15 protein-coding genes and 1 pseudogene are annotated in these 15,549 nt (G+C 71.1%); all 16 read right to left on the reverse strand.

The genetic code is table 11. The features are described 5' to 3' along the window. Positions 1 to 113: 113 nt before the first annotated feature. Positions 114 to 611, reverse strand: coding sequence for an adenine phosphoribosyltransferase (locus ACIBHY_RS47640; protein WP_397258418.1), 498 nt, complete (start codon positions 609 to 611; stop codon positions 114 to 116). Between the two features lie 72 nt (positions 612 to 683). Continuing rightward, positions 684 to 1,685: a protein translocase subunit SecF gene (secF, locus tag ACIBHY_RS47645; protein ID WP_397258420.1), complete on the reverse strand. Its 1,002-nt coding sequence runs from the start codon at positions 1,683 to 1,685 to the stop codon at positions 684 to 686. Between the two features lies 1 nt (position 1,686). Further along, positions 1,687 to 3,456, reverse strand: coding sequence for a protein translocase subunit SecD (gene secD, locus ACIBHY_RS47650; RefSeq protein WP_397258422.1), 1,770 nt, complete (start codon positions 3,454 to 3,456; stop codon positions 1,687 to 1,689). A gap of 44 nt (positions 3,457 to 3,500) precedes the next feature. Further along, on the reverse strand, positions 3,501 to 3,887 hold the full coding sequence (gene yajC / locus ACIBHY_RS47655; RefSeq protein ID WP_397258424.1) for a preprotein translocase subunit YajC: 387 nt from the start codon (positions 3,885 to 3,887) through the stop codon (positions 3,501 to 3,503). 253 nt (positions 3,888 to 4,140) lie between these two features. Then, the gene (gene ruvB, locus ACIBHY_RS47660; RefSeq protein ID WP_397258427.1) at positions 4,141 to 5,205 is read right to left on the reverse strand and encodes a Holliday junction branch migration DNA helicase RuvB; all 1,065 of its coding nucleotides are present in this window, start codon (positions 5,203 to 5,205) and stop codon (positions 4,141 to 4,143) included. Beyond that, complete coding sequence (gene ruvA, locus ACIBHY_RS47665) at positions 5,202 to 5,822, reverse strand: Holliday junction branch migration protein RuvA (RefSeq protein ID WP_397258429.1); 621 nt, start codon at positions 5,820 to 5,822, stop codon at positions 5,202 to 5,204. The genes ruvB and ruvA overlap by 4 nt, the downstream gene beginning before the upstream one ends. A gap of 692 nt (positions 5,823 to 6,514) precedes the next feature. Beyond that, positions 6,515 to 7,009: pseudogene (ruvC, locus tag ACIBHY_RS47670) on the reverse strand (crossover junction endodeoxyribonuclease RuvC); the annotation flags it as partial. A gap of 248 nt (positions 7,010 to 7,257) precedes the next feature. Then, positions 7,258 to 8,409 (reverse strand): enhanced intracellular survival protein Eis, encoded by a 1,152-nt coding sequence (gene eis / locus ACIBHY_RS47675; protein ID WP_397310241.1) that lies wholly within the window; start codon positions 8,407 to 8,409, stop codon positions 7,258 to 7,260. Between the two features lie 9 nt (positions 8,410 to 8,418). Next, entirely contained in the window at positions 8,419 to 8,577 is a 159-nt protein-coding gene (locus ACIBHY_RS47680) for a hypothetical protein (protein WP_397310242.1), read from the reverse strand. Between the two features lie 221 nt (positions 8,578 to 8,798). Next, positions 8,799 to 9,893 (reverse strand): epoxide hydrolase family protein, encoded by a 1,095-nt coding sequence (locus ACIBHY_RS47685; protein ID WP_397310243.1) that lies wholly within the window; start codon positions 9,891 to 9,893, stop codon positions 8,799 to 8,801. Between the two features lie 42 nt (positions 9,894 to 9,935). After that, on the reverse strand, positions 9,936 to 10,688 hold the full coding sequence (locus tag ACIBHY_RS47690) for a YebC/PmpR family DNA-binding transcriptional regulator (protein WP_184961861.1): 753 nt from the start codon (positions 10,686 to 10,688) through the stop codon (positions 9,936 to 9,938). A 3-nt stretch (positions 10,689 to 10,691) separates the two neighbouring features. Then, a complete protein-coding gene (gene pdxT, locus ACIBHY_RS47695) occupies positions 10,692 to 11,303 on the reverse strand; it encodes a pyridoxal 5'-phosphate synthase glutaminase subunit PdxT (RefSeq protein WP_379622505.1) in 612 nt (203 codons plus the stop codon). A 30-nt stretch (positions 11,304 to 11,333) separates the two neighbouring features. Continuing rightward, positions 11,334 to 12,128 (reverse strand): endonuclease/exonuclease/phosphatase family protein, encoded by a 795-nt coding sequence (locus ACIBHY_RS47700; RefSeq protein ID WP_397258437.1) that lies wholly within the window; start codon positions 12,126 to 12,128, stop codon positions 11,334 to 11,336. Positions 12,129 to 12,133: 5 nt separating this feature from the next. Continuing rightward, a complete protein-coding gene (locus ACIBHY_RS47705) occupies positions 12,134 to 13,333 on the reverse strand; it encodes an MFS transporter (RefSeq protein ID WP_397310244.1) in 1,200 nt (399 codons plus the stop codon). Positions 13,334 to 13,351: 18 nt separating this feature from the next. Continuing rightward, complete coding sequence (locus tag ACIBHY_RS47710) at positions 13,352 to 13,768, reverse strand: MarR family winged helix-turn-helix transcriptional regulator (protein WP_397258441.1); 417 nt, start codon at positions 13,766 to 13,768, stop codon at positions 13,352 to 13,354. Between the two features lie 92 nt (positions 13,769 to 13,860). Continuing rightward, entirely contained in the window at positions 13,861 to 15,510 is a 1,650-nt protein-coding gene (locus tag ACIBHY_RS47715; protein ID WP_397310245.1) for an alkaline phosphatase D family protein, read from the reverse strand. Between the last annotated feature and the right edge of the window lie 39 nt (positions 15,511 to 15,549).

The raw sequence follows: 15,549 nt of genomic DNA on the forward strand, positions 1-15,549 counted from the left end.
CAAACCGCCGCCGACGCGTCGAAGTCTCGGTTACGTCGGGCACGACCACATCACGGGGCACACAGACTCCTTACGTGTGAGTCCAGGCCCCCCAGTGTATCCAGGTGGCGAACTCAGACGGTCAGCAGGGCGCGTACCTCTACTCCCGGCAGGCGCGCACGCCCCTGGAGAAAGGCAAGCTCCATCAGTACGGCCACGCCCACGACGTCGGCCCCGGCGCGCCGCACCAGCTCCACCGTGGCCGCGGCGGTGCCACCCGTGGCCAGCACGTCGTCCACGATCAGCACCCGGTCACCCGGCGCGAAGGCGTCCCGGTGCACCTCGATGGTGGCCGAGCCGTACTCCAGATCGTAGGACTCTTCCAGGGTTTCGGCGGGCAGTTTGCCCTTCTTTCTGACTGGCACGAACCCGGCATGAGCTTTGTACGCCACCGGCGCCGCCAGAATGAAGCCCCGCGCCTCGATCCCGACGATCTTGTCCGCCTCGAACAGCCCGGCGATCTCGTCCACCATGGCCGCGAACCCGTCAGGGTCGCCCAGCAGCGGCGTGATGTCCTTGAACAGCACACCCGGCTTGGGATAGTCGGGCACGTCCCTGATCAGCTCGTTCATGCAATCCCCTCCTGTGGGACAAGCGAAGCCCCCGCCCCGTCGAAGCGGAGCGGGGGCCATGCAGGAAACTCGTCAGCCCTTGGCCGCGGCCGCCTTCTTGGCGCCCTTGCCGCCGCCGGTGGAGGCCAGCCTCCTGGCGATCGCCTGGTACTTCGGCTCGCGCTCCTTGAGCGTCACCAGCAGCGGTGTGGCGACGCACAGCGAGGAGTACGTGCCGACGACCATGCCGACGAACAGGGCCAGCGCCAGGTCCTTCAGCGTGCCGGCGCCGAGCAGCGTGGTGCCGATGAACAGGATCGCCGCCACCGGGAGGATGGCCACCAGCGAGGTGTTCAGCGATCGGATCAGCGTGTGGTTCAGCGCGTCGTTGGCCGCCTGGGTGTAGGTCTTCTTCGACGTGGTGCCCAGCTTGGCCGTGACTTCCTTGATCATGTCGAAGACGACGACCGCGTCGTAGAGCGAATATCCGAGGATCGTCAGGAAGCCCAGCACGGTCGCCGGTGTGACCTCGAAGCCCGACCAGGCGTAGACGCCCGCGGTGATGACCAGGTCGTGCACCAGCGCCACGATGGCGGCCAGCGCCATCTTGGGCTCGAACGCCATGCTGAGATAAAGAATGATCGCCAGCATGAAGACGCCCAGGCCGATCAGGGCCTTCTGCGACACCTCGCCGCCCCAGGAGGCTCCGATGGACTGGATGTCCACCTGCGCGACCGGGATCTTGTAGTCGGCGACGACGGCGTTCTGCACCTGGGTCACCTTGGCTTCGGGCAGCGTCTCGGTGGTCACGCGCCACCGGTCGCCGGCCGTCTGCACGATCGCCTGGTGCACGCCCTCGTCGGTGAAGGTCGAGCGGACCTCGTCGATGCTGGCCGCTGGGGCCTTGAACGAGAAGACCGACCCGCCCTTGAACTCGACGCCCAGGTTGAGTGGGCTGCCCGTGTTCACCGCGCTGAAGATCAGACCCGCGATCGAGAACACCAGCAGAAGACCCGACAGCGAGTACCAGAGCTTCTGCTTGCCGACGAAGTCGACGTCGATCTCGCCTCGGTAGAGGCGACGCCCGAGTCCCATGTCAGGCCTCCTGCGGGGTGTTGGTGCGGGCGGGCTCGGAAGCCATGCGCTCGGCATCGAGACCGGACAGCGGGTGCCCCTTGGAGAAGAACTTCAGCTTCGCCAGCAGGGCGATGAACGGCTTCGTGAACAGGAACACCACGACGACGTCGATCAGCGTGGTCAGGCCCATCGCGAAGGCGAACCCGGCCACGCCGCCCACGGCCAGGAAGTACAGCACGACCGCGGCGATGAACATCACGGCGTCGGCGATCAGGATCGTGCGCCGGGCACGGACCCAGGCCACCTCGACGGCCGCGCGAAGCGTCCGCCGACCTTCCTTCATCTCATCACGAATACGTTCGAAGTACACGATGAAGGAGTCGGCGGTAATGCCGATGGACACCACCAGGCCGATGATGTGCGGCAGCGAGAGGGCGAAGCCTCCGTTGGCGCCGAGGACCACGACCGACTCGTACGTCAGCACCGTGGCGATCACCAGGCTCAGCACCGCGACGAGGCCGAGGCCCCGGTAGTAGAACAGGCAGTAGAGGACCACGAGGGCCAGACCGATGCCACCGGCGATCAGACCGCCCCTGAGCTGGTCGGAGCCGAGCGTCGAGGAGATCGTCTCCACCGAGCTGCGGTTGAACTTCAGCGGCAGCGCGCCGTACTTGAGCTGGTCGGCCAGGTCGGTCGAGGTCTTCTGGTTGAAGCCGCCGGTGATCTCGGCGCGGCCGCCGGGGATCGGGCCCTGGATGACCGGCGCGGTGATGACCAGGCCGTCGAGGACGACCGCCACCTGGTTGCGCGGGGCCTGCGAGTTGAACGCGACGGAGGTGAGCTTGCTCCACTCCGTGGCGCCGGCGCTCTTGAAGTCGAGCTGGACGACCCAGTCGGTGCTGCCGGGCCGCACGCCCGAGGACGCGGTGTCGATGTCGGTGCCGACGACCTTGGCCACGTCCAGGATGTACTTGGCGGAGCCGTCGTCGGAACAGGCCGCGAACTGCTTCTTCGGGTCGTCCTGCACGCCCTGGCCGCGGGTCTTGGGATCGGTGCAGTTGAGCGCCTGGTACTGCTTCAGCACGGCCGGGTCGACGCCGGTCGTGTCGATCTGCGGCTGCTGTTCCTGCTGCGGCTGCGAAGGCTGGGCGGAGGGCGAGCCCGACGGGGTCGGGGTGGCCTTCTGGTCCTTCTTCTTGTCGTCCTTGGCCGAGGGGGTCGGCGTCGTGGGCGAGGTCAGCGCCGAGGAGAGGGCCTTGCCGGTCGGCGAGGCCTTCGGGGTCTCCTGCGGGGCGTTCGCCGACGGCTTCGCGCTCGGCTCCTTGGCCGACGGCGAGCCGCTCGGCTTCGCGGTGCCGCTCGGGCTGGTGCTCGGCTTGGGCGCCTCGGTGCTGAGCTGCTCCGGGGCGGCGGCCTCGACCGCGAGCACCTGGCGGAAGCGCAGCTCCGCCGTGGTGCCGACCAGCTTGATGACCTCCTCCTGGCCCTTGCCGGGAACGGAGATGATGATGTTGTCGCCGGACTTTGCGACCTCCGCGTCGGAGATGCCTGTGCCGTTCACCCGGTCACGGATGATGCTGACGGCACGGTCGAGCGACTCTTGGGAGGGAGCCGCGCCGCTGAGCGTGACGGGTGACAGGGTCACCGTCGTTCCGCCGGCGAGGTCGAGGCCCAGCTTGGGCGTGAACGCCTTCTGCAGGAGCATCGTCCCGCCCAGGGCGAGGATGAGCGCCAGGAGAATCAGGAGCGTGCGCCCCGGATTGCTGTGGCGGCTGGTCGGTCGGGCCACGGGTCGTCAGTTCTTTCGGATTAGAGGTGTCTGTCGCAGCCTAGTCAGGACTGCTTCGTGCTCGAGTCGCCGTTCTTCGTTTCGTCCTTGACGTCCTCGGTCTTGACCTCGTCGGCCACGTCGGCGACGGGCTCGTCGTCTGCGACGGCCTCATCCTCGACGGGGGCGTCACCCGGGGTCACGACGCGGCCGATGGCCGCCTTGACCCAACGGGTCTCGATGCCGGGCGCCACCTCAAGGATCACGTCCTCATTGTCGACCGTCACCACGGTGGCGAACAGCCCCGTCGTGGTCATCACTCGCGTACCGGGGGTGAGCGAGTTCTGCATTTTGACGGCTTCCTGCTGCCGCTTGCGCTGCGGGCGGATGAGCAGGAAATAGAACACCACCACCAGAAGTACCAGCGGCAGGATGCTTCCGAGTGATCCCATGTCCATAAGGGGCGACCTTCCATTGTCGTACAAGAAGTTGACACCGGCCTCGCGCCGGAAATTCCGTGCGTTGCGTTCGGGCCGCGCCGCTCAGCCCGTCAGCCTACACAGCCAGCCAAGCCACGGAGTGTAGGCGGTTGTTGCGAAACGCGGCAACGAGGCAGCGATTCGGCGCGCGGGGAAGTTCCCAATTTGCAATGGTTGCAACCGTTCTGTGACCCCGTGGGTTTGGCGGGGCGCGTGCCGTTCCGTGTCATAGATCCGCGGAGCCGAACAGCGGGGCGCCGAACGCGTCCGGCGGCGGGGTGAGGCCCAGATGGGTCCAGGCCGCGGCGGTCGCGACCCGGCCGCGCGGGGTGCGGGCCAGCAGACCCTGGCGCACCAGGAACGGCTCCGCCACCACCTCGACCGTCTCCGGCTCCTCCCCCACCGCCACGGCCAGCGTGGACAGCCCGACCGGGCCGCCGCCGAACTTGCGCAGCAGTACCCCGAGCACCGCCCGGTCGAGCCGGTCGAGCCCCCACGCGTCGACCTCGTAGAGGTTGAGCGCGGCGGCGGCCAGGTCGCGGGTGACGACGCCGTCGGCGCGCACCTCGGCGAAGTCGCGCACCCGGCGCAGCAGCCGGTTGGCGATGCGGGGCGTGCCGCGCGAACGGCGGGCGATCTCGTGCGCGGCGTCGTCCGGCAGGTGCACGCCGAGCAGGCGGGACGAGCGGGCCAGCACCTGTTCGAGCTCGGGGACCTCGTAGAAGTCCATGTGGGCGGTGAAGCCGAAACGGTCGCGCAGCGGCGCGGGCAGCAGTCCGGCCCTGGTGGTGGCGCCGACCAGCGTGAACGTCGCGATGTCCAGCGGGATCGCGGTCGCCCCCGGGCCCTTGCCGACGACGATGTCGACCCGGAAGTCCTCCATCGCGAGGTAGAGCATCTCCTCGGCGGGGCGGGCCATCCGGTGGATCTCGTCGATGAACAGCACCTCGCCCTCGGCCAGCGTCGACAGGATCGCCGCGAGGTCGCCGGCGCGTTCGAGCGCGGGGCCCGAGGTGATGCGCAACGGCGCGCCCAGTTCCGCTGCGATGATCATCGCCAGCGTGGTCTTCCCGAGGCCCGGCGAGCCGCTCATCAGCACGTGGTCCGGCGGGCGCTGCCGTCTCAGCGCGCTTTCGAGCACCAGCGAGAGCTGCTCACGCACCCGTCCCTGGCCGATGAACTCCGCCAGCCGCTTGGGCCGCAGCGCCGCCTCGATCTGCTGCTCGTCGCCGCCGGCCTCCGGCGCGACCAGCTCGCGCTCCAGATCGCCCAGATCGTCCCAGTCGCTCATCGCACGCTCAACGCCCTCAGCGCCGCCTTGAGCAGCGCGGCCACCTGCGGCTGCCGTCCCTCGGCCAGCGCGACGTCGGCCTCGGGCGCCACGACGGCGACCGCCTCGTCGGCGTCCTTGCTGGAGTAGCCGAGCCCGACCAGACCGGAGTGAACCTGCTCACGCCAGGCGGGCCTGCCCGCGTTGCCGCCGATCGCGGCGTTGACGGCCTCCTCGGGGGTGCCGAGCCGGTCCTTGAGCTCCAGGACGATGCGCTGGGCGCCCTTCTGCCCGATGCCCGGCACCTGGGTCAGCGCCTTGAGGTCCGCGCTCGCGACCGCCACGCGCAGCGCGTTGGGCGTGTGCACGGCCAGCATCGCCAGCGCCAGCTTCGGCCCGACGCCGCTGGCCGTCTGGAGCATCTCGAACACGGTCCGCTCGTCCTCGCTCCCGAACCCGAACAGGGTCAGCGACTCCTCCCGCACCACCAGCGAGGTCGCCAGCCTGGCCGCCTCCCCGACCCGCAGCCCGGCCAGGGTGCCGGGGGTGCAGTGCACCAGGATCCCCACCCCGCCGACCTCGACGACGGCGCCGTCTGGGGCGAGCGCCGCCACCTTCCCCGCCACGGACGCGATCACAACCCCACACCCTTTCCGGTGGTACGGCCGGCAGCGCCGGCTTCAGAACCCTCGACTACCCGGGACCCGCCGGTCGCACCGGCACCAGACCCTGCCTCGGAGCCCGAGCCCTGACCGGTGCCCAGGCGCGGCGGCTGCCCGGAAGGCGAGCCTAGAGCCTGGCCGGGCGGCTGGGCCGCTGCCGTGCCGCACGAGGTCCGGCCGAGGGCGCCGCCAGCGGCCCGCGCCCCGCTGGGTCCGGCAGCCGAGCCCGTGGACGGCCCGCCACCCGCGGCACCCGAGCCAGTGGGCGACCCACTGCCTGCGGCACCCGAGCCCGTGGACGGCCCGCCACCTGCGGCACCCGAGCCAGTGGGCGACCCGCTGTCGGCACCCGAGACGGCGGGTGTCCGGGGGGAGCCGCTGGGCCCACTGGGAGGACCGGACGATCCGGCTGAGCCGTGCGACGGACCATCGGCGGTGTCACGTGACCTGCGGGAGGCGGCTGCCGAACCGGCCGAGGTGGTGGGCGTCCTCGTGGGTGTGGCGGGCGGGCCGGCCGAGGTGGCGGGCGGGGCGGGGGTCGTCCCGGTGGAGGGTGCGGGCGGGGTGGGTGGGTTCGGAGGGGGTTGGGGGGAACGGGCGCGCTGGGGCTGTGGGGGGATGGAGGTGCGGGGATGAGAGGTGCGGCGTTGGGATTGTGCTCGGGCCACGGCCTGGGCGAGGCGGTGCTGGTTGCCGCCGCGCCAGACGTGACAGATGGCCAGGGCGAGGGCGTCGGCGGCGTCGGCGGGCTTGGGCATCTCCGACAGCCGCAGCAAGCGGGTGACCATGGCGCCGATCTGCTTCTTGTCGGCGGTGCCGCTGCCGGTGATGGCCGCCTTGACCTCGGACGGGGTGTGCAACGCCACGGGCAGGCCACGGCGGGCGGCGCACAGGACGGCGATGCCGGCCGCCTGGGCGGTGCCCATCACGGTGCGCACGTTGTGCTGGCTGAAGACGCGCTCCACGGCCACGGCGTCGGGGCGGACGTCGTCGAGCCACCGCTCGATGCCCTCCTCGATCCCCACCAGGCGGGTGCCCAGGTCGTCGTCGGGTGAGGTGCGGACCACGCCCACCGCCACCAGGGAGAGCGCGGTGCCCGGCCGCCCCTCGACGGCCCCGAGGCCGCACCTGGTCAACCCGGGATCGACGCCCATCACCCGCACCCGCACGCCCCCTCAACCGCCGAACACCTGTTCGGCAAGGAACTCTACCCGTGTTCCCCCGCCCGCGCACCGCGAACACGCCCCCGGGGATTCGGCCCGGAAATCCCGGTGTCCCAAGGCTTCCCGGGGGGACGTGGCTCGGTGCCGCGTGGGAACCCCCGAGCCCCGTCGAGAGCGGGGAAGCATGGGGGCGGCGGGGGTCGAAGGACCTCTGGATGGTGCGGGAGCCCCGGGGAGCGGGCCGTGCGTCAGAAGTAGTCCAGCATGTACGGCCGAGCCGCGAACACCGCGTCCAGGGCGTCGTCCGAGGTGTCCGGCCCGGTCATCAGCCCGGAGCGGCGGAGGGTGGCCGCAGGCACACCGGCGTAGAGGGCGGCGATGCCGTTGGCCGTCAGCTGGGGGCCGGCGGCGGAGGTGGTGGCGGTAGCCGTACCGGATCCTGAGGAGACGTCGAGGCGCCACGCGCCCGAGTTGTCCGGGCGCTGGGGGTCGGTGACCTCGACGACGGCGGAGGCGGACACGGCGGCCGGGTAGCCGCGGCGGGACACGGCGAGGGGCAGGTCGATGAGGCGGTGCATCCAGCGGACCTGCTTGACCGTCTCCTTGGCGCGCTCGCCCACCAGCCACAGCACCGGGTCGTCGGGGGCGACGGCGGCGGTGACGTGGGCGGCGATGGAGGAGGAACTGCCGATGAGCGACCACAACGCCCTGCTGGTCTCCGCGGAGGCGGCGACGACGGCGTCGACCTCGATGCCGCCGTCCGACCAGCGGTAGACGGCGTAGCCGTCGTCGGCGAGGTAGAGGAAGTCGTTCTCCTCGGCGAGCCATACGCGCCAGGTGCGCTCGTCCCAGGTGATGGGGCCGCTGGCGCGGGCGGCGGCGTGGGCGCGGCCGATGACGGACAGGAGTTCGGGGGCGTCGCCGGGGCCCATGCGGCGCAGCTTCACCTGGCCGGAGTGGCGGATGCGGCGCAGCGCCTCGGTGGGGAGCGTGATGAGGTTCTGGGCGCCGGCGTGCTCGTAACCGAGCGAGCGGTAGATGGGGGTGGTGGCCGGATACAGGGCGGAGACGGCTTCGCCCAGTTCGGCGGCGCGGGAGATCAGCCCGGTCATGAGGAGGGTGCCCACGCCGCGGCCCCGGTCCTCGGGGTTGACGGTGACGCCGGCGACCCCGGCCATGGGCTGCGGCCGTCCGTGCCACCACTGGGTGAAGGAGCGGATCCGGCCCGCGGCCGACAGGCGTTCGCCGTCGAAGACTCCCAGGTAGCAGCCCGCGGCCATGACCGGCGGCATGGCCTTGAGCCACTGCTCGCGCTCGCCGGGCGACAGCAGGCCGAAGGAGCGCTTGCGGATGTCGAGCACGGCGTCGAGGTCGTCCAGGGTCAGCTCACGTATGTCCACCGGACAAACCTACGCGCTCCTCCCCATCGTGATCACCAGCCGGTCGAGGTGAAGCAGTTGCGCGGCGACCACGGCGGCGAGGGCGAGCAGCATGACGGGCAGCGGCGTCGTCACGCCGACGTCGGCGACGGTGTTCCGGTAGGAGCTGAGGCTCTGGCTCAGGAGCACGCCAGCGCCCGCCAGAACCCCTCGTCCCCGAGCACCGCGGCGTAGTTGGCAAGGCCGACGGGCTCGTCCCGCCGCGCCAGCAGGCGCACCGATCGCGTGCTCATCACGACGGTGTGCGCGCTGGGCACGACCAGGCAGGCGAGCGCCGCGAACGCCGCGGGCGCCAGGAGTAACCAGCCGAGCGCTGCGGGCGGGCGGGGCCGGGATCATGGCCCACCACCCTAGCGAGGGGCGAGTTCTCCGAAGAAGTCCCGGATGTCGGCTGCCAGCGGGCCGGGCGCGGCCATGGCGAGCATGTGGCTGGGGTGGTCGAGATCGTTCCAGTGGACGATCGTGTTCTTGCGCTCGGCGATGCGGCGGAAGGTCTCGGGGCCGCCGTGGGAGACGCCGGTGGGGACCGCGTCCTGGTCGATCGGCAGCCCGGCCGCGCCCTCGTAGTACGTCCACGACGACGAGCCGCCGGTGCCGGTCAGCCAGTAGAGGCTGGCGTTGGTGAGGACGAGGTCGCGCTCGACGGGGTCGGTGGAGCCCGCCTGGTGCCAGCCGTCGAACTCCTTGAAGCGCTCGACGAGGTAGGCGAGCTGGGCGACGGGCGAGTCGCTGAAGCCGTAGGCGAGCGTCTGGGGCCGGGCGGCCAGGTAGGGGGCGTACCCGCTGCCCGCGGCGCCGCTGAGCATGTCGACGACCCAGGCGTCCACGCCCTCCTGGTCTTCCGGCTCGGTGGGCATGCCGAGCCCGCCGGTGATGTGCACGCCGACGACGTGCTCGGGGAAGAGGGCGGCCAGTTGCGGGGAGACCAGCGCGCCCGCGTCGTTGCCGTGGGCGCCGTAGCGCTCGTACCCCAGGCGGCTCATCAGCTCGGCCCAGGTACGGGCGACGCGCTCGACGCTCCACGGCCGCTCGTCGGCGGGCTCGGGGAACGGCGAGAAGCCGAAACCGGGCAGCGAGGGCGCGACCACGTGGAAGTGCTCCGACAGCGGGCCGAGCAGTTCGGTGAACTCGGCGACGGAGTTCGGCCAGCTGTGGGTGAGGATCAGCGGCAGCGCGCCGGGGTCGGCCGAGCGCACGTGGAAGAAGTGGATCCGCTGGCCGTCGATCTCGGTGGTGAACTGCGGGAAGGCGTTCATCTTCGCCTCCCAGGCGCGCCAGTCGTAGCCGTCGGCCCAGTGGCCGGCGAGCTCGCGCAGGTAGGCGACGGGGACGCCGCGGCTCCACTCGGCTCCGGGGAGCCGAGCGGGCCAGCGGGTGCGGGCCAGGCGCTCGCGAAGGTCGTCGAGGTCGGCCTGCGGGACGTCGATGGTGAAAGGCTTCATCATGCCTTCCACGCTACGCAGTAATGCGGAAAGGTTCGTTCCGCATTAAGCGTCGAGCTTCTCCATGATCTCGTCGGAGACGTCGAAGTTGGCGAAGACGTTCTGCACGTCGTCGCTGTCCTCCAGCGCGTCGATGAGGCGGAAGACCTTGCGCGCGCCGTCCTCGTCGAGCTGCACGCTCATGGTCGGCAGGAACCCGGACTCGGCCGAGTCGTAGTCGATGCCCGCCTCCTGCAGCGCCTTGCGCACCGGGACCAGGTCGCCGGCCTCGGAGACGACCTCGAAGGACTCGCCCAGGTCGTTGACCTCCTCGGCGCCCGCGTCCAGGACCGCGGTCAGCACGTCGTCCTCGTCGAGGCCGTTCTTGGGGACGAGCACGACGCCCTTGCGGTTGAACATGTACGACACCGAGCCGGGGTCGGCCAGCGAACCGCCGTTGCGGGTCAGCGCGACGCGTACCTCGGAGGCGGCGCGGTTGCGGTTGTCGGTGAGGCACTCGATGAGCACCGCGACGCCGCCGGGCGCGTAGCCCTCGTACATGATGGTCTGCCAGTCGGCGCCGCCGGCCTCCAGGCCGCCGCCGCGCTTGCGGGCCCGCTCGATGTTGTCGTTGGGCACCGAGTTCTTCTTCGCCTTGAAGATGGCGTCGAAGAGGGTGGGGTTGGCGTCCGGGTCAGGGCCACCGGTCCGTGCCGCCACCTCGATGTTCTTGATGAGCTTCGCGAAAAGCTTGCCGCGCTTGGCGTCGAGCGCGGCCTTCTTGTGCTTCGTCGTCGCCCATTTGGAGTGGCCGGACATTACCTAGAGCTCCCTCACCATGTTGACGAAGTATTCGTGCACGCGAGTGTCCCCGGTCAGCTCGGGATGGAACGATGTCGCGAGCAGAGGCCCTTGGCGGACCGCGACGATCCTATCCCCCGGCGGCGCGGTAGCCAGCACCTCGACCTCCGAACCCACCGATTCCACCCATGGCGCGCGGATGAACACGGCGTGCACGGGGCCGCCGGCGAAGGTCAGGTCGGCCTCGAAGGAGTCGACCTGGCGGCCGAAGGCGTTGCGCCGCACGACCATGTCGAGGCCGCCGATGGTCTGCTGGCCGTCGACGCCGTCCTCGATCCGGTCGGCCAGCATGATCATGCCGGCGCAGGAGCCGTAGGCGGGCAGGCCGTCCTTGATCCGCAGGCGCAGGGGTTCGAGCATCTCGAAGATCTCGGCCAGCTTCCACATCGTGGTGGACTCCCCGCCGGGGATCACGAGCCCGTCGACAGCCTCAAGCTCCGCGGGGCGGCGCACGGGGGTCGCGCCGGCGCCGGCCGCCTCCAGCATCGCGACGTGTTCGCGCACGTCTCCCTGGAGGGCGAGTACACCGATCGTGGGCACGCTGGTCCTTCCGTCATGGTCTGGAGTTCGCATCATTCAACACCACGAGGGCCCGCCGTCTTCCTACAGGGCGGCACGGAGATGGAGCGGCTGGTGGTCGGAGACGGTGGTGCGGCTGTCCAGGCGGCAGCCGAGCACCCGCGTGGTGAACAGGTAGTCGAGCTTCTTGGCCCGCATGGTCGGCCGCCGCCGCGGGTCGCACTCCTGGTAGCGGGCGTAGACGGGGGCGAGCGCGCGGCTGTCCGGCCGCAGGTTGAGGTCGCCGCCGACGACGGGCGTGCGGTCCTTCGCGGTGAGCGCGAAGAGCTCGCGCACCTGTTTCGTCCGGTACGGCGCGCCGGGCCCGCGATCGTCGTAGGGCAGTCCCACGGACAGGTGGCTGGTGCAGGCTCGTACCCGGTGCCGCGGCAGGTCGGCGCAGAGCGCGGCCCGCTTCACCGACCAGGGCGGCGAGCTCAGGGCGTGTGTCTCGAAGGTGGCCGGGCCGGCGACGGCGATGGTGACGCTCTGGGTTCCGCGCGGGCGGCCGAGCAGGTCGGGATGGCAGGCGTACGGCGTGCCGTGCTGTGACTGGAGCCCCCACGAGCGCACGGTCCAGGCGCGGCCGGTGGCGTTCTCCAGCCAGCCTTCCAGCGCCGCGTCCGCGCCCGTGCAGAACTCCTGCAGGAACAGCACGTCGGTACCGCGCCCGGCCTGGGTGCCGACGGCGCGGGCGATCTCGGGGGCGGTGCGGCGGTACAGGGAGCAGGAGGCGTTCGTGCCCGCGCAGACGTTCCACGTCATGACCGATATCTCCGGGCGTAACGCGACGGCGGGGCTGACCGCCAGCCCCGCCGCCACGATGGCGTGTCCGATCATGCCTGCTATGCAACCACGGCGTCGTCCAGGGCGTGGTCGGTGTCGACGCGCCGCAGGGCGAGAAGGTGGTGGCGCCGGCCGTACAGGATGGCCATGGCGAGGACGCAGCAGGCCGCGCCGACGAGGTACGGCACCGCGATCCCGAGCTCCTCGCCCATCTTGGTGGCCAGGAACGGGGCCAGCGCGCCGCCCATCCAGCGCACGAAGTTGTAGCCGGCGGAGGCGACCGGCCGGGGCGCGTCGGAGACCTCCATGGCCGACTCGGTGAAGACGGTGTTGCTGAGCCCGATCGGGATGCCCGACAGGATCGTGAACACGATGATGCCCGCGTGGCCGGACAGCGCGATGCCGATCTGGCACAGCGCGAGCAGAGCCAGCGCCAGGTGCAGCACGTTGACCGAGCCGAGCCCGCGCTGCAGCGGCGGCGCCCCGAACACCGAGGCCAGCGCCACGCACACGCCCCAGCCGAAGAAGACGGCGCCGATGCCGTAGGCCGGCAGGTGCAGGATGAACGGCGTGAACGCCAGCACCGTGAAGAAGGCGAAGTTGTAGAACAGGGCGGTGAAGGCGGTGGTGGACAGCCCGCCGTGGGCCAGCGCCCGGATGGGGGCGCTGAGCCGGGTTCCGGCCTCCGGCGTGGGCGTGTTCTTCAGCAGGGTGGCGATGAGCACGAATCCGGCGGCCATCAGCGTGGCGGTGCCGAAGAACGGGGCCCGCCAGTTCCAGTCTCCGAGCAGCGCGCCGGCGAGCGGGCCGAGCGAGATGCCGAGGCCGAGCGCCGCCTCGTAGAGGATGATCGCGGCCTCGGCGCCGCCGCTGGCCGAGCCCACGATGACCGCGAGCGCGGTGGCGACGAACAACGCGTTGCCCAGGCCCCATCCGGCGCGGAAGCCGATCAGCTCGCCCACGCTGCCGGACGTCCCGGCCAGCGCGGCGAAGACGACGACCAGCGCGAGTCCGGCCAGCAGGGTCTTCTTGCCGCCGATCCGGCTGGAGACCCAGCCGGTGACCAGCATCGCCACGGCGGTGACCAGGAAGTAGCTGGTGAACAGCAGGGACACCTGGCTGGGGCCGGCGTTGAGCCCCTGGGCGATGGAGGGCAGGATCGGATCGACGAGCCCGATGCCCATGAAGGCGACGACCGCGGCGAACGCGGTGGCCCAGACGGACATCGGCTGGCGCAGTATGCCGCCACCGGATGACATGACACTCCTTCGTGCGTCTCAGCCGAGCTTGGCCAGCACCGGGAGCGCCGCCGCGAGGGCGGCGCGCTCGTCCGGTGTGAGCGCGGCCAGTTCGTGGGCGAGGTGCGCGATCCTGGCACGCTGTACGGCCAGCAGCCGCGTACGGCCCTCGCCGGTCAGCTCGACCGTCCTGACCCTGGCGTCGGCCGGGTCGCCGCCCCTGGCCACCAGCCCGGCCTCTTCGAGCCGGTTGATCTGGACCGTCATGGTCGGGAGCTGGACGGCGTGCTCCTCGGCCAGCTCGGTCATCCGGCGCGGCCCGTGCTTGAGCGAGCCGAGGACGGCGTACTGCTGGCTGGTGACCGGCTGGCCGGCGACGGTACGGCGCAGCAGCAGGACCAGGTGGCGCAGCACGACGGACATCTGCTCGGCCAGCGCGTCGGGATCGTCCCTCATACTTAGCCAGACTAACTTAGTTGAGCTAAGTATCCAACCGAAGGAGGCCGGCCGCCCCGGTCTTTGCGGCTTGGGACCGGGGCGGCCGACGGCTAGGGGCGCTCGGTCTCCAGGCGGACCGTCTCCTCGATGGTCGTCTCGCCGAGCGCCTTGAGCGCCGGGTCGACCGGGCGCAGGTAGGTCTGCTTCACGCCCGGGACGCGGTCCTCGATGACGAACGTGGCCTTGGTGTGGACGCCCGAGCCGGGCGCCTGCACCTTCGGCACCACCCGGAAGTCGGCGGTCATGAGGTCCCGCTCGATCGTGGTCAGCACGTAGCCGCGCTGGTTGTTGTAGAACTTCAGGTGCGGGTTGATCTTCAGGAAGGGCTGCGTCTGCGGGTCGGAGTCCTTGCCGTCGCCGCCGGTGCTGATGGAGGTGGCCACCAGTTCCGAGCCGACCGACGGGCCCGTGGGGTCGTCGTAGTCGAGCTTCAGGTCGCCGGCCCAGTGCGCGTGCACGTCGCCGGTGAGCACGACGGGGTTGCGGACCTGGGCGTCGAGCCAGCCCTGGGTGATGCGCTTGCGCGAGGCGACGTAGCCGTCCCAGGCGTCCTGCGAGGTGATCTTCTGGGGTCCGGCGTTGTTGTCGCGCTGGGCGAAGAAGACCTGCTGGCCGAGGATGTCCCACTGGGCGCGGGAGTGGCGGAAGCCGTCCAGCAGCCAGGCCTCCTGCTCGTGGCCGGTGATGGAGCGGGCCGGGTCGATCGCCGCCGGGCAGTCGCGGTAGCCGTCGCCGCAGCCCTGGTCGTCGCGGTACTGCCGGGTGTCGAGCATGTGGAAGGTGGCCAGGCGGCCCCAGCGCACGCGCCGGTAGAGCTGCATGTCGATGCCGCGCGGGACCGAGGAGCGGCGCAGCGGCATGTTCTCGTAGTAGGCGCGGAAGGCGGCCTCGCGGCGCCGGCGGAAGTTCGGCTGCGGGATCTCGGGCTTCTCCGGGACCTCGTCGGCCCAGTTGTTGTCCAGTTCGTGGTCGTCCCACACCACCAGCCAGGGGGCCGCGGCGTGGGCGGCCTGCAGGTCGGCGTCGGCCTTGTACTGGGCGTGGCGCTGGCGGTAGTTGGCCAGCGTCTCGGTCTCGGGGCCGTCGTGGTGGCGGACGTTGCCGCCGGGGATGACGTAGGTGTTCTTGGTGTACTCGTACTGGTAGTCGCCCAGGTGCAGGACGAGGTCGGGGTTCTCCTCGGCCAGGCGGCGGTAGCTGGTGAAGTAGCCGTGCTCGTACTGGGCGCAGGAGACGAAGGCCATCGACAGGGCCCCGCCGTACTGGAAGGGGTGGGGGGCGGTGCGGGCGCGGCCGAGCGGGGAGACGTGACGGCCGGTCTTGAAGCGGTACCAGTACTCGCGGCCGGGGGCGAGGCCGGCGACCTCGACGTGCACGCTGTGGCCCCACTCGGGGACCGCGCGGGTGACGCCCGCGCGCACGGTGCGCCTGGCGCGCTCGTCGGCGTAGATCTGCCACTGGACGGTGACCGGGCGCGCGGGCATGCCGCCCATGCCGTCCTCGGCCATGGGGTTGAGCGCGAGCCTGGTCCAGATGACGAAGCCGTGGTGGTCGGGGTCGCCGCTGGCGACGCCGAGGGTGAAGGGGTTGGCGGCCGGTTCCCTGCCGCGGGTGGCGGCCTCGGCCCCGGTGGGCAGCCCGGCGGCGGCTCCCGCGGCCAGGCCGGTGACGAGGAAGTGGCGGCGGTTGAGGTTGCGCACGGGGGTGGCTCCCTGTCGATCAAGGGTGAGGGACGCCCG

It is taken from the genome of Nonomuraea sp. NPDC050547 (assembly GCF_044457345.1).
Lineage (GTDB): Bacteria > Actinomycetota > Actinomycetes > Streptosporangiales > Streptosporangiaceae > Nonomuraea.

Excerpts from the sequence above, each read along its gene's own strand:
- ACIBHY_RS47640 (WP_397258418.1), bottom strand. The coding sequence starts at position 611 with ATGAACGAGCTGATCAGGGACGTGCCCGACTATCCCAAGCCGGGTGTG.
- secF (WP_397258420.1), bottom strand. The coding sequence starts at position 1,685 with ATGGGACTCGGGCGTCGCCTCTACCGAGGCGAGATCGACGTCGACTTC.
- yajC (WP_397258424.1), bottom strand. The coding sequence starts at position 3,887 with ATGGGATCACTCGGAAGCATCCTGCCGCTGGTACTTCTGGTGGTGGTG.
- ruvB (WP_397258427.1), bottom strand. The coding sequence starts at position 5,205 with ATGAGCGACTGGGACGATCTGGGCGATCTGGAGCGCGAGCTGGTCGCG.
- ACIBHY_RS47685 (WP_397310243.1), bottom strand. The coding sequence starts at position 9,893 with ATGATGAAGCCTTTCACCATCGACGTCCCGCAGGCCGACCTCGACGAC.
- ACIBHY_RS47690 (WP_184961861.1), bottom strand. The coding sequence starts at position 10,688 with ATGTCCGGCCACTCCAAATGGGCGACGACGAAGCACAAGAAGGCCGCG.
- pdxT (WP_379622505.1), bottom strand. The coding sequence starts at position 11,303 with ATGCGAACTCCAGACCATGACGGAAGGACCAGCGTGCCCACGATCGGT.
- ACIBHY_RS47700 (WP_397258437.1), bottom strand. The coding sequence starts at position 12,128 with ATGATCGGACACGCCATCGTGGCGGCGGGGCTGGCGGTCAGCCCCGCC.
- ACIBHY_RS47705 (WP_397310244.1), bottom strand. The coding sequence starts at position 13,333 with ATGTCATCCGGTGGCGGCATACTGCGCCAGCCGATGTCCGTCTGGGCC.
- ACIBHY_RS47710 (WP_397258441.1), bottom strand. The coding sequence starts at position 13,768 with ATGAGGGACGATCCCGACGCGCTGGCCGAGCAGATGTCCGTCGTGCTG.